Raw genomic sequence first — 13603 nt, forward strand, 5'->3', positions numbered from 1 at the left:
TCCTCAATAGCCGAGCACGGCGTCCCAGACGGCCAACTGGGCGGTCTTCGGAATCGTTCCCATGACGACATCGCCGCCATCGCCTTCCCCCATGCGGGCCGACGTCGCCGACTGCGGGGCAAAGCGCGGCCACGCGGTGTTCGCACCGAATGCGGTGGCCTGCGAATCCCCGGCGAACGACACCAGGGCGGCCATCATGGCCGCAGAGAGCCGGGCTTCCGCGGGCCCGGCGCCGACCTTGTCCTTGTAGTAGTCCAGGCCATAGGTGCCGAACAGCAGGGGAAGATCGGCGCAATGCGGCACGCCGCGCCCGGGAGCCTTGAGGGTGTGCGCGAAGGTGCCGAAGCGCACGTCGGCACCTTCGCCGGCCAGCTTGCCCGCATAGCGAACGGAATGGTTCCGTATGGCGAAGTCGCCGTCGATCTCGACCCACAGGTCGCCCGCGCCGCTGGCACGCGATTCCTGTGCGGCGGCCTGCCGGTAGGCCGCAATGACTTGGTTGCTCGCGGTGTCCGAGCCGGTCAGGCCCGTGACGGCCGCCAGCAGTTGCGCCTCGCTTTGCGGCAAGGGTGCTGTCAGTACCTTGCCGCTTGGATCGACAAGGTCGACGAAGAAGAAGCCTTCCGACGCGGTGGTCGTGATGATCACGGGCAGGTTGGCCGGCCACGACGTGCGCGTCCAGTCCGCGAGGCAGAACTGCCCATCCTGGATAGGCATGAACTTCGAGCTGCGTCCCGTCGCAATGCCCGCCGGAAGCGGCAGGGCGTTGAGCGCGATCTCGGCGGCGTGCAGCGTGGCCGCCGGAACATCGCGCAGGCCTCGCGGCGTGGTGGCCAGGCGCGTGGCCAGCAGTTCGGTGTACGCAGCCGCATCCTTCAGGCTGAAGCCGCCTGGCGCGGCATTGCTTGCAGGGCTCAGCAGCACGGCTTTGCGGATGAACTTTCGCGATGCGGGGTTCTGCGCGATCACGGCCACGCTGGTCCCGCTGGCCGACTGTCCCGCGAGGCAGATGTTGCCGGGGTCGCCACCGAAGGCCGCGGCGTTCTGGTGCACCCATTGCAGCGCGGCCATCTGGTCCTGCAACTGCCAGTTCGCGGTGCTGCCGTTGTCGCCGTCGACGAGGTCCGGATGCGAGAGCCCGCCCAGGGCGCCCAGCCGGAAGTTGACGGTGACCACCACCACGCCGAGCGCGGCGAGCGCCCGCCCGTTCATCAGCGGCATGCTGGTGGCGCCGGTGCGCCAGGCGCCGCCGTGCAGCCACACGATGACGGGCGCCTTGTTCGCGCTCGCCGGTGCCCACACATTGACCGTCAGGCAGTCTTCGCTCTGCTGTGCCGGGACGGGGTAGATCCAGGTGACGTAGGGCGGCAGCGTCTGCAGGCTCGCGGCGCCGAACCGGTCGGCGCTCACCACATCCGTCACGGGCTTGAAGGGCTTCGGCGACTGGAAGCGCAGCGCGCCGACGGGCGGCTGGGCATACGGAATGCCGAGGTAGGACGCGACATCGCCATCGACCTGCCCCTTGAATCTTCCCGATGTCGTGTCGGCGACCGGCGGAGCGGACGTGGTGCCGGCGCCGGAGAAGGGCGCCGAAAACCCGCCACCACCACCGCCGCCGCCACAACCCGCCAGCGGCATGGCGATCAGCGCGCCAGCCGCCTGGATGAACCGTCGGCGGGAGTCCGGCCGGGTCGGAAAGGAATCGCCTGGATGTGCCATCGTTGTCCTCTGATCGCCGACCCCACAGCAGGCCCGGCTTGTCGGCCGATGCTAGGAGTGATGACCGCGCGATGACACCCGCGCGAACGCAACGCAGCTTTCTGAAAATGAAGGTTCATGCCGCCCCGCAAGACCGGCAGGGCCGCCCGCGCACCTAGGGTCGCGCCTCTTTCGAATAGGGCTCCGTGGCCTCGACCAGCAGCGCCAGGAATTCGCGTCCCGCCCGCGTGAGGTCGCGCCGCGACGGATACAGCACGTGGATCGCGATGGTGGGCGGCGCCCAGCCCGGGGCGACGAGGCACAGGCGGCCCTGTTCCAGGTCGGTGGTGCACAGCGTGACCGGCAACCGCGCGATGCCGATGCCGGCAAGCGCCGCCTGGTGGATCTGCAGCAGGCTGTCGCTGGTGAAGCGCGCCTGCACGTTCAACTCGACCTCGGCGTCGTCCGGTCCGCGCAGCGTCCAGTGCGAGGGATGCGGGCCGAAGGTCCAGCCGATGGCGGGGCAATCCGGGAGCGCGGCGAGCGCAGCGGGCGTGGCGGGACGGCCGAGCGATTCGTACAGCTCGGTGGCGGCCACCAGCACGTACGGAAAGTCGCCGAGCTTGCGCGACACCATGCTCGAATCGGGCAGGGCGTCGATGCTCGGGCGGATCAGCAGATCGGCGGCTTCCCCGGAGGCGGAAGGACGTCCGTCGGTGGAGTCCAGCGTCAGCGAGACCTTCGGATGCCGCTTGACGAACTCGATGCACAGCCGGCCGACCAGCCCGGTGGCCATCGCGACGGGGCACGACACGCGCAGATGCCCCGAAGGCTCGTTCAGCGAGTCCTGCGCCACGGCCAGCGCGTTCCGCGTCTCGGTGCGGATGGCAAGGCCGTGCTGGTACAGGCGCTCCCCGACCTCGGTCACCTTGAATCGCCGCGAACTGCGCACCAGCAGGCTCACGCCCAGCCGCTTCTCGAGTGCCGCGATGCGGCGGCTCAAGCGGGACACGGGAATGCCGTGGCGCGTGCTGGCCGCGTTGAAGCCGCCGGCCTCCACCACGAGCACGAGCGCGATCAAGTCGTCGACGACGCCGTTCAGTTCATCCATGCAGTTCCCTCCGGGTTTCAGGCCCTCGCGATCCGGGCCGCATTCTGCGCCGGGCACGAGAGCCTGAGCGCCGGACAAGGGCTCACGCTCCCGATAGCATCCACCCCTCATGACCTCCAGCACAAGAACAACAAGCCGCCCCCTGGTCATCGCTTCGATCATGGCCTCCATGGCGATGGTGGCCATCGAAGCCACCATCGTCTCCACCGTGATGCCGCAGATCGCCTCCGAGCTCGGCGGCCTGCATCTCTACAGCTGGGTGTTCGCTTCGTTCCTGCTCGCGCAGACGGCGATGACCGTGGTGTTCGGCAAGCTCTCCGACCTGTACGGGCGCAAGCCCATCATGTTCGTGGGCATCGCCATCTTCGTCATCGGTTCGGTGCTCGCGGGCTTCTCGTGGTCGATGCCGGCCATGATCTGCTTCCGGCTGATCCAGGGCATCGGGGCGGGCGCCATCCAGCCCGTGTCGCTCACCATCGTCGGCGACCTTTATCCGGTGCGCGAACGCGGCAAGGTGCAGGGCTATCTCGCGAGCGTGTGGGCGGTGTCGGCGGTCGTGGGGCCGATGATCGGCGCATTGATCGTGCAGAAGCTCTCCTGGGCCTGGATCTTCTGGGTCAACGTGCCCATCGGCCTCGCCGCGGCGGCGGGCTTCTGGTTCTTCCTGCACGAGGCGCCCACGGTGCGGCGCTCGTCCATCGACATGGTGGGCGCGGTGCTGTTCACCATCGGCATCGCGGCGCTGATGATTGCGCTGACCGAGTTCGGCGTCGGCAATTCGGGCGTCGCGCTCGCTTGGGGCCTGCTGTTCGTCGTCACGCTCGTGCTGTTCATCGCGCAGGAGCGCCGCGCGGCCGACCCGATGGTGTCGCTGCGTCTCTGGGGCGCTCGGATGATCGCCACCGTCAACGGCGCGGCGATGCTCGCGGGCATGGTGCTGATCGGCATCACGACCTTCCTGCCGATGTACGTGCAGGTGGTGCTCGAGCGCTCGTCGGTCACGGCCGGCCTCACGCTCACGATGGTGATGCTGGGCTGGCCCATCGGGGCGACGCTGACCTCGCGCACCTTCCACCGCATCGGCCTGTGGCGCATGGTGGTGGTCGGTGCGGCGCTGATCCCGGTGGGCGCATCGACCTTCGCATGGCTGGGATCCGGCAGTTCGCCGGTGCTGCCCGCCATCGGATCGTTCGTCATCGGCCTCGGCATGGGTGTGATGAGCCTGAGCTCCTTGATCCTGATCCAGGAGGGCGTGGACCTCGCGCAGCGCGGCATCGCCACGGCCTCGAACGTGTTCTCGCGCAATCTCGGCAGCGCGCTGGGCGCGGCCTTCTTCGGCGCGGTCTTCAACTTCGGGCTGACGCGCGGGGACGGCAGCCTGATGTTCACCGACGACCAGCTGCGCCTGCTGCTGCAGGGCGTGCATGGCTCCGTCACCGGGGATGCGGGCATCCGCCTGGCGCTGGGCAACTCGCTGCACCTGACCTTCCTGATGATGCTGGTCGTGAGCCTGGGCGTGGTGGCGCTCGCGTTGCTGCTGCCGAAGGAAGGGCTGGAGAGCCGGGCCCTCAAGGACGACAACAAGGTCGCGCAAGAATAGTGCGCAACCTCGCGCCTCCGGAAAAAAACGTCCACCGACTTCGCCTGAATTTCGTCGCCAAAAGCACGAGTTCTTTCAACCTACAGGCGAAGAAGCACGCGCTAAAAAGGCTTCCATTGCCCTTGCGCCGTGCTTTCTTTTGAAGATTTCTTGACGGAATAAATCACCCCTTCAGCTACAGTAACAAATCGTGTTTCGATCGATTTGACTGCATGGCGAATCGTTGTCGCAAACGCACTTCGGATCGCGTTCGTTGGCCAATCAACCAGATGGGGGGCTGAAATGCAGGACGCCGTCATTGCGAGCATTGACGCAACCCAGCAGGTTGCACCGAATCCGTTGCGCATTCCCGGCTACGACCTGCTGGAAGCGTTGGGCGTAGGCGGCTACGGCACTGTCTATCGCGCCACGCAGCATCACACGGGGAACACGGTCGCGGTCAAGGTCGTGAAGCTTCAGGAGGGCCGGCAGCRCGTGGCCCGCTTTCATCGCGAGACCAGGCTCTGCGCCGCGCTGCATCATCCGCACATCGTGCAGTTGCTCGACAAGGGCGAGCAGGGCGCTTGCGTTTACGGTGTCTTCGAGTACGTGCCCGGAGAAACGCTCAAGAGCCTGATCCGGCGCAGAGGCTCGCTGACCGCGGCGGAGACCGGCCATCTCATGGCGGAAGTCCTCGATGCGCTGGACTGCGCGCATCGGGCCGGCATCGTTCACCGCGACCTGAAGCCCGACAACGTGATGGTGACCTTCACCGGCGCCATGCCGCATGCGAAGGTGCTGGACTTCGGCATCAGCACCGTGATCCCGCTGCAAAGAGAGGTTCAGTTTCCGACGCTCACGATGGACGAGGAGTGCCTCGGAACACCGGGATACAGCGCACCGGAGCAGCTTCGCGGTGAGCCGCCGAGCGTCAGGTCCGATCTCTATGCCTGGGGATTGATGTTCCTCGAATGCCTGACGGGCGCGCCTGCGATCCATGGCGATTCGGCCGCCGAGATCGTCCACCAGCAACTGAGCCCGCAGGAAGTGCCGCTGCCGGCGGAGATTGCCGCGCACCCGGTGGCGGCCCTGCTGCGGCGTGTGTTGAAGAAGAAGGTTGCCGAGCGTTGCGGCTCGGCCTCCGCGTTGCTCGACGAACTCGGCCGGCTCAGGCTCGACGACCTCGTGGGTGTCTTCAGATCCGCGCAGGGACCGCAGGAAGAGTCGCTGACGCGCACCGTGGCCACGGCGAGAGCTTTCTCCGAGAAGCGGCAACTGACGGTGCTGTGCTGCAGCGTCGTGGTCTGGCCGGACGCCGGCGAGAGCGAGGAGGGCGAGGGTGCAGCGCTGCCCTCGGACATCGAGAACCTGGAGTTGCTGCAGCGCGAAGAGCTCGGCCGTTTTTCAGAAGCGGCCACGCGGCGCGGCGGCCTGCTGGCGGGCACGCTGGGCGATCGGATGATCGTCCTGTTCGGCTATCCGCATGCGAGCGACACCGACGCGCGGCAGGCGGGCATGACGGCGCTCGAGTTGACGGCCCTGGGCCGCAGCAGGTCGGCGGCTATCAGGGAGGCCCACGGCGCGCACCTGGGCATCCGCATGGGCATGCACACCGGCATGGCCGTGGTGGCCGGCGGCGAGATTCCCTCCGGCCATGCCGTGAGCGTTGCGATGCGCCTCGAGGGCCTGGCCGAGATGGGGACGCTGCTTGCCAGCGAAAGCAGCTATCGCCTGTTGGCGCGCCACGCGCATTTCGAAGAAGCCGGCAGCGTGAGCCTGCCGGGACAATCCGCCGGTGTCCAGACCTACCGGCTGGATGCGCGGAAGCAATCTTCATCGCCTCCCGCCTCCACCCCGGGGGCGTTGAGCCGCATGTGCGTCGGGCGCGATCGGGAGCTGGCGTTGCTGCGGGCCGAATGGGCGCAGGCCGGCAAGGGACATGGACGCGCGGTGTGGGTCCGCGGCGAGCCGGGCATCGGCAAGTCCTGCCTCGTCGACGTGCTGCGAGAGCACGTGGCGCAGGAAGGCGGCCGAAAGTCCGTCAACGCCCAATGCCAGCCGGAACACCGGAACAGCGCGCTGATGCCGTTCCTGGCGCTGCTGCGCCAGCAGCTCGAAGCGGTGCCGGGTGCGTCGCCGGACAGCCAGCGCGACGGGCTGCAGGAGGCCCTGCAGGACGCCGGTTGCGACGGTCATGCCGTGACCCCGATCTTCTGTTCATGGCTGTCGCTTCCCCTGGGCGCTTGCCAGGAAAGCCAGGTATCCCCCGCGATGCAGAAGGCACTGTTGCTGCAATCGACCGCGCGATGGCTGTTGCACATGGCTGCCTCGGAGCCGTTTCTGCTGGTGGTCGAGGACGTGCATTGGGCCGACCCCACGAGCATCGAATTTCTCGAGCAGTTGATCGCCCAGCTGGCGGACCGGCATGTCCTGCTGGTGCTGACGGCACGGCCGGAATGGGTCAAGCCGGAAGGCCTGAAGGCCGAATGCATCGAGGTGCGAAGGCTCGACGACGCGCAGGCCACCCAGCTGGCCCATCAGGTGCTCGCACCGAGGAAGATCGACGCCGCGGTGATCCGGAACATCGTCGCGCGCACCGACGGCGTGCCGCTCTTCGTGCAGGAGATGGCGCGCATGCTGCTCGATACCTACCTGGTCGAACAGGGCGGCGCCTGGGTCTTCAAGGACACGGCGCAGCCGGCCGCCATCCCCGTCACGCTGCGCGACTCCCTGGTCAGCCGCTTCGATCGCCTCGGGCCCGCGAAGAGCCTTCTGCAACTGGCGGCCACCATCGGGCGGCAGTTCGATGCGGAGTTGCTGTGCGCCTGCTCGGGCAAGACCCGCGAGATGGTGGACGGGGAACTGAATGCCCTGCGCGATGCAGGGCTCGTCATGCCGGCCGAGCCGTCCGGCGCAGGTGCAGACGCCTTCATCTTCCGGCATGCACTGATCCGCGACACCGCCTACGAATGCATGCTCGTCGCGCAGCGCCGGCAGCAGCACCAGAAGGTGGCGCAGGCCCTGCTGCGCAGCGACCCGCAACGCGTCGCCAGCGGGCCGGGCATCGTCGCGCAGCATTGGGCGGATGCCGGAGACCACGCGCAGGCAGTCGCGCATGCGGTGCGGCAGCTTCGCCTCACGCAGCACCGTTCGCTCAACGACGAAACCATCGCCTATGCGCAGCACATCGACGGCTGGATCGGGCATCTGGCCGGCGCCCTGCAGCGCGAAGCCCTCCTGGACGTGAACAGCTACGTCACACAGGCGATGATGAACAAGCACGGCTGGGCCCATGCCCAGGTGGTGGACCGCATCGCCCTGTCGCAGGAACTGCTGGACGACACCGTGGCCGGGGAGAAACAGGTGCAGCACCTGTGGGCCATGATCACCTTCCACCATGTCGCGAGCAACCGCGACGAGGTCCGGCGACTGAGCCACAGGCTGCTGGGCCATGCCAGGCAGCAGCAGGATCAGGGTGTGCTGGTCGCCGGCCAGACCTACCTGGGCCTCGCGCACTATTCCGACGGCCGGTTCGCCATGGCGGAACGGGCGTTGACCGACGCCGTCGAGCGCTACGACCCCGAGGCGCACGCTCACCATGCGGCGGACTTCGGTTTCGACACGCGCGTGTGGGCGACCACGGGGCGCTCCCTGGTGCGCTGGTTCGCGGGCCATGACGAGGCGGCGAGCACCGATGCCACCCAAGCGGTGCAGTGGGCCAGGGAGATGTCCCACATTCCTTCATTGAGCATGGCCCTGCTGTACCAGAGCCTGGGCCACCAGGCCCGCGGCGACAAGGCGGCGGCGCTGGCGAGCACGACCGAGCTGCTCGACATCACGGCGCGCTACGGCCTGCCGGCTTTCCAGGGCTATGCGGACATCATCCGCTGCTGGTCGACGGGCGACCCGCAAGACATCGCGCAGGCCGACGGCACGGTGCAGGCCCTGTGGAACATGGGGTGCCGTTATTGCCAGACGTACTACCGCGCCTTCGCCGCCGAAACGCTGGCCGGCCGCCAGCGATGGGGCGAAGCGATCGACCGGATCGACGATTGCCTGCACCTGGTGGAGCAACTCAACGAGAGGCTCTACAGCGCCGAACTCCACCTGAAGAAGGCCCGCTACCTTCTGGGCGCGGGCGGCGAACGCGCGGCCGCCATGCTGTCTTTTTCCCGCGCCGCGAAGGTCGCGCGAGAAGGTGGCAAACACAGGACCGAGTTCGATGCGCTGACCGCGTTGCAGGCCCTGGCGCCGGCCGACCGGGATGTCTCCAGACGCCTGAAGGATCTGGCCGCGATGCGGCCGGAGTTGTCCCCGCGCAAGCCGATGCCTGCGCATTTTTCTCAACCAAGGAAGAAGCCATCATGACCCAGCAGCGCCAAAGTGCCGAGCCCTTGCTCGAATTCCGTCTCGCCTACCTCCGGGCCCTTGCGCGATCGTGGCGAGACGATGCGTACCGGCGCGAACTGCTCGACCAGGAAGACATCCAGCCGCTGCTGCACCGCGACTTCGGCTTGCCGACGCTGTGGCCGCAGCTGAACATCGGCCTGTACCTCAACAGCGATCCGGCGCTGAGGGCCCAATGGAAGCCGGTGCTGACGGCAGGCTGGATCAGCCCCGACGATGCCTTCGTCATCGTGCTGCCGCAGGCGCCGTCGTCTCACGCGGCCGAGGCCCTGGCCGCCTACTACCAGCTGTTCCCGAATTTCATGGGCGCCGCCGCCGCCTTCGAGAAGCCGGACAAGCCCGTCGGGCCGCCGCAAGGTGCGCTGCCGACCGGGCTCGGCATTCCGGGCGGTGGTCCGGATTCCCTGCTGGCGCTCGGCGGCGTGGTGCTGCGCGCCATTGCCCTCGCATGGCAATCGCCGGAGTTCCTGGGCGACCTGACCCGCGATCCCGGGACCGACAAGGCTCCGGTGCTGAGCCAATGGCTGGGCTACAACAATCCGTTCAATTTCCAGATCCGGTTCGCCACCAACCCGAAGTTCGCCTGGGATGCCGCACGCGGCGAGTGGAACCTGAAGAGTCCGGACGGTTCGCCGATCAAGAACACGATCCAGCTGAACTATCCGCAGGCACCGGCGGAGGAGGGGATGCGCGCGATTGCGCTCACCGCGTACAACAACACGGGCAGTGCCTATCCCTTCACCTGCTGAGTCCCCGGCGCCGACCGCGCTGCAAGGCGCCACCGCGACGCTGCTGTTGACGCTGGCCGCCCGAGCCGGGTCCGACAGCGTCATCGCGGCTTCGGCGTTCTCCGATCCCGAGGCGCGCCGCATTGCCGCGGCGCTGCCGTTCGATCTGTCGGCCTTTGCGCGGGATGCGGCATTCGTGCGGGGCGTGGTCTTGCGGGCTGCATTGATCGATCGTCTGGCGGCCGAGTTCTTCGCGGCGCATCCGCTCGGCATGGGCATCACGCTGGGGGCTGGGCTGTGCACGCGCCGCAAGCGGCTGGGGCCGGGCGTGGCGCGAAGCGGCGATGTCGACTGGCTCAACGTCGATCTGCCGGATGCGATTCGCCTGCGCGAGCAACATGTGACGCCCAATGAAGGAGAGCGCAACTTTGCGTGCTCGATCCTCGACCCCGCGTGGCTGGATGCGGCCGGCCTGCCGGGCGACCGGCCCGTGCTCATGATGCTGGAGGGCGTGTGCCCCTATCTGCCGCAGGCGCCTTTGGAGGCCATGCTGCTTCATCTGGCCGAGCGATTCGAACGGCATGGGTCTGCATGCGTTGTCGTGCTGGACTACGTCCACCCGATCCTTGCGAGCATGCCGGTGCAGGTGGGCGGCATGCATCTGCCGGTGGTGTCGGGCTTCGAGGACTCGGCCCGCATCGCGGACATCCATCCATCGATTCGCGTGGTCTCCGAACACCATCTCTATTCGCAGTTCTCCGACCCGCACCGGCTCTTCGAGACCGAATTCCAGGCGGCGACCGGCCGCTGGCCCTACACCGTTGCCCGCTTCGCGCTGGGTGCGCCGCATGACGCGTAGCCCGCCGCCGATGGATTTCTTCACCGAGGCTTTCCGGTGGCACGACAAATACCTGCCGCCGCTGGTGCAGCCGAACGGCCTGCTGCTGTTGAGCGAGACCGACCTGTTGCTGCTCGGCTCGCCGGGCGTGCTGGCCGTCGAACGCGTGCTGCGCGAGCGTGTGAGCCTGGCATCGCACTGCAGGACCGAGGGCGTGCCTGCACTGCTGGCGGAGATGCTGCATGCGCTCGAGGCGTTGGTGCGGCAGGGCCTGGCAAGGCCGGCGCGGGTGGATGACACGGCGCGCTATGTCGTTCCGGATTTCTCGTCGCCGTTTGCGCGCGTCCATRTGGCTGCGCATATCGACGCCATCGTGCTGTCGCAGGCGCTGGACCATGAAGCGGCCCTGCGCTGGGCGCGGGCAGCGGGCGGGGACGAAGCGGGCACCATCGTGTTCTGCGACGACTACCTCGACCCCAGGCTCGGCCTGATCGATGCACAGCAGCGGGCCGCAAGACGCCCGTGGCTGCCGGTCAAGCCGACGGGCGAGCAGGCCATGGCCGGGCCGTTGTTCACGCCGCATGCAGCCGCCGCAACGGCATGCTGGCATTGCCTGGCGCATCGCCTGCTCCGGAACAAGCCTGCACGGGCCTGGTGGCAAGACAGGCACGGTGGCCGAACCGTCGGCGTGCCGGTAAGGGCCGACACGAAGCTCGTCGGCGACCGGCTGGAGCGCCTGCTTTCGCTGGCGCGGGAGATCGTTGCACAGGCCGGCCAGCAGCTGTGGACGATCGAGCCCGTGCAGCCGCATGCCGTCGCGGCGCGGCCTCAGTGTCCGCAGTGCGGAGATGCGGGACTCATGGCACATCTGCAGCGTCGGCCGATGGTGCCGGCGCCTTGTGTTTCGAGCGCCCGACCCGATGGCGGTTGGCGCACGATGCCCGCGTCGGCCACGGTCGAGCGTCTGGCGTCGCACGTCGATCCGCTGTGCGGCGTCATCGCGCGGGTCGTGCCGTTGGGCCTCGAGGCGGAAGACGCGCTGACGGTCTACCGCAGCGAAATCTTCAGGACGCCAGCCGTCCACGGCGATCTTTCCGCTCACGCCCTGGTCCAGGTGTGCCTTGGCAAGGGCATGTCCATGGAGCAGTCCCGCGCCAGCGCGATGTGCGAAGCGGTCGAGCGGTACGCCGCCTTTCACCAGGGCGACGAGGCCTCGGTCTTCGCGCCGGCGTCGGCGCTGGACGCGCGCTGCATCCTGCCGCAGGCGCTCGCGGTCTTCAGCGAAAGGCAGCGCGCGAATTTCGAAACGCACAGCCCGCCGCATGCGGTGGCTGCCCCCGCGCTGCCGGCGCACGAGCCGGCATGGTGGGCGCCGGCCTGGTCGCTGACATTCCAGGCGCGTTGCTACCTCCCGTTGGCCTTCTGCTATGCCAACGCCCCGGCAGAGAGCCAGCGGCACTCGGTGTGGACGTCGAACGGCTGCGCCGCCGGGAACACGCTGGAGGAGGCCATCCTTCAAGGCTTTCTCGAGCTGGTGGAGCGCGACGCCGCAGCCATCTGGTGGTACGGCGAAATCCCCAGGCCCGCCATCGACCTCGGTGGCCTCGCCGCCGAAAGCCTCGCACGCATCGCGCGCAGCCTGGGTGCGCAATGGCGCTACTGGGCGCTGGACCTCACCCATGACTTCGGCATTCCGGTCGTGGCCGCCATCGGCCGGCATCGTGCGACGGGCGACTGGGCCATCGGTTTCGGCTGCAGTCCGAATGCGATGCTGGCTTGCGAGCGCGCGCTTACCGAGATGAGCCAGCTGATCGCCGCCGGAAAGAAATTTTCCGTTCCGCATTCGGGCGATCCAGATGGCGTGCCACGCTTTCTCATGCCGGCGGAAGAGGGCGATGCCGCACCGATGCGACCGCCCGCCACGACGGCCGGTGCGGACATTGCCAAAGAGATCGACCGGTGCGTGCGCATCGCTGCATCCCTCGGCATGGAGACGGTGGTTCTCGACTGCACGCGGCCGGACATCCCGCTTCGCACCGTGAAGGTGGTCGTGCCCGGCCTGTGCCACATCTGGCCCGAGCTGGGCAATCCGCGCCTCTACCGCGTGCCGGTCGCCATGGGATGGCGCGGCACCCCCTTGCAGGAAAGCGACCTGAATCCCCAGGCGCTCTATGTCTGAACACGACGAAGGAAAAGCAAGCGATGGCCATCTTCCGGAACAAGCTCGACGAACGCGGCACCGTGCTGCGCCCCATGCATGCCTTCGGCCGGCGTCCGTCGGCCTGCCAGACGGTGCTGCAGGCGCCGGACATCTCGCAGATCCATGCGCTGGTCCGGTGGAACCGGCTGGCCTGGGAGATCGTCGATCAAAGCCGCAATGGAACCACCCTGAATGGCGAGCGCCTGCCGAACGGCCGGTGGACCGCCGTGCCACCGGGCGCCGAAGTCCGCCTGGGCCTGGGCGAGGAATCGGTCTGGATCGCCGACGACCTGGCGCCGCCGGTGACCTGTCTGTTCCCGAGCGAGGGGCATGGATCGGCGGTGGCACTGAGCGTGCGCGAGAACCTCCTGCCCGATGCGCAGCAGCCGGAAGTGAACGTGTATTTCCATGACGGAAAGTGGCTGCTCGAGCACATCGACGGCGTCGATCACCTGAGCGACGGCGCCATGGTCCGCACCTCCGGCAGCACCTGGGAGTTCGTGCTGTGCGACGACCTGGAGTCCACGGCCGAGAACGCGATTGCGCCGGTGTCGCCTCCGTCCGTGGAGGTTGCCCTTCACTTCAACGTCAGCCAGAACGAGGAACACACGAGCCTGAGCCTGGTGACGGACGGCAGGTCTGTTTCCCTTGGCGAGCGTATCCATCACTACACCCTCGTGACCCTGGCCAGGGTGCGCTCGCAAGATGCGCAAAGAGGGCTCGCACCGCAGAGCCAGGGCTGGATCGCGCTGGACGAACTGTCGCGCATGCTCGGCGTGGAGCCTTCGTACGTGAACATCCAGATCTTTCGCGCGAAGCACCAGATACTGAATGCGCTGCCCTCGCACTCGGCCGAGCCGCCGCTGGTCGAGCGGCGCCGCGGCGACGTGCGTTTCGGCAGCTATCCGTTCCTGATTCAGGGCGGCGCACGGCGCTGAACACCTCATTGCGCGGAGACGCCGCTTCGTGTAATCGCATGTAATTCCGTTCGGTGCGATGGCTCCCTAGAGTTGGTTCCAGTTCGGTCCCACAGCGGTCCGGA

The 13603-nt window shown here is 67.8% G+C and carries 8 protein-coding genes; 6 read left to right on the top strand and 2 right to left on the bottom strand.

Annotated features, from left to right (window positions below):
- Nucleotides 1–3: 3 nt before the first annotated feature.
- On the bottom strand, nt 4–1719 hold the full coding sequence (locus AC1DXX_RS03610) for a carboxylesterase/lipase family protein (protein ID WP_478132790.1): 1716 nt from the start codon (nt 1717–1719) through the stop codon (nt 4–6).
- A 154-nt stretch (nt 1720–1873) separates the two neighbouring features.
- On the bottom strand, nt 1874–2809 hold the full coding sequence (locus AC1DXX_RS03615) for a LysR substrate-binding domain-containing protein (protein WP_478132791.1): 936 nt from the start codon (nt 2807–2809) through the stop codon (nt 1874–1876).
- A 109-nt stretch (nt 2810–2918) separates the two neighbouring features.
- Between AC1DXX_RS03615 and AC1DXX_RS03620 the strand changes: the two genes are divergently transcribed.
- From AC1DXX_RS03620 to AC1DXX_RS03645, 6 genes are all read left to right on the top strand, one after another.
- On the top strand, nt 2919–4409 hold the full coding sequence (locus AC1DXX_RS03620; RefSeq protein ID WP_478132792.1) for an MFS transporter: 1491 nt from the start codon (nt 2919–2921) through the stop codon (nt 4407–4409).
- A 282-nt stretch (nt 4410–4691) separates the two neighbouring features.
- The gene (locus AC1DXX_RS03625) at nt 4692–8756 is read left to right on the top strand and encodes a TOMM system kinase/cyclase fusion protein (RefSeq protein ID WP_478132793.1); all 4065 of its coding nucleotides are present in this window, start codon (nt 4692–4694) and stop codon (nt 8754–8756) included.
- Nucleotides 8753–9544, top strand: a complete 792-nt coding sequence (locus tag AC1DXX_RS03630; RefSeq protein ID WP_478132794.1) for a BMA_0021/BMA_0022 family TOMM bacteriocin — start codon at nt 8753–8755, stop codon at nt 9542–9544. Before AC1DXX_RS03625 ends, AC1DXX_RS03630 begins: the two co-directional genes overlap by 4 nt.
- On the top strand, nt 9522–10382 hold the full coding sequence (locus AC1DXX_RS03635; protein WP_478132795.1) for a class I SAM-dependent methyltransferase: 861 nt from the start codon (nt 9522–9524) through the stop codon (nt 10380–10382). Before AC1DXX_RS03630 ends, AC1DXX_RS03635 begins: the two co-directional genes overlap by 23 nt.
- A complete protein-coding gene (locus AC1DXX_RS03640) occupies nt 10372–12540 on the top strand; it encodes a TOMM precursor leader peptide-binding protein (protein ID WP_478132796.1) in 2169 nt (722 codons plus the stop codon). Before AC1DXX_RS03635 ends, AC1DXX_RS03640 begins: the two co-directional genes overlap by 11 nt.
- A gap of 23 nt (nt 12541–12563) precedes the next feature.
- Nucleotides 12564–13499 carry an FHA domain-containing protein gene (locus tag AC1DXX_RS03645; protein WP_478132797.1) on the top strand — a complete coding sequence of 312 codons (936 nt, stop codon included), beginning with the start codon at nt 12564–12566 and terminating at the stop codon, nt 13497–13499.
- The last annotated feature ends 104 nt before the right edge of the window (nt 13500–13603 follow it).

It is taken from the genome of Variovorax sp. P4_B10, assembly GCF_056402375.1.

Excerpts from the sequence above, each read along its gene's own strand:
- AC1DXX_RS03610 (WP_478132790.1), bottom strand. The coding sequence starts at position 1,719 with ATGGCACATCCAGGCGATTCCTTTCCGACCCGGCCGGACTCCCGCCGA.
- AC1DXX_RS03615 (WP_478132791.1), bottom strand. The coding sequence starts at position 2,809 with ATGGATGAACTGAACGGCGTCGTCGACGACTTGATCGCGCTCGTGCTC.
- AC1DXX_RS03620 (WP_478132792.1), top strand. The coding sequence starts at position 2,919 with ATGACCTCCAGCACAAGAACAACAAGCCGCCCCCTGGTCATCGCTTCG.
- AC1DXX_RS03630 (WP_478132794.1), top strand. The coding sequence starts at position 8,753 with ATGACCCAGCAGCGCCAAAGTGCCGAGCCCTTGCTCGAATTCCGTCTC.
- AC1DXX_RS03645 (WP_478132797.1), top strand. The coding sequence starts at position 12,564 with ATGGCCATCTTCCGGAACAAGCTCGACGAACGCGGCACCGTGCTGCGC.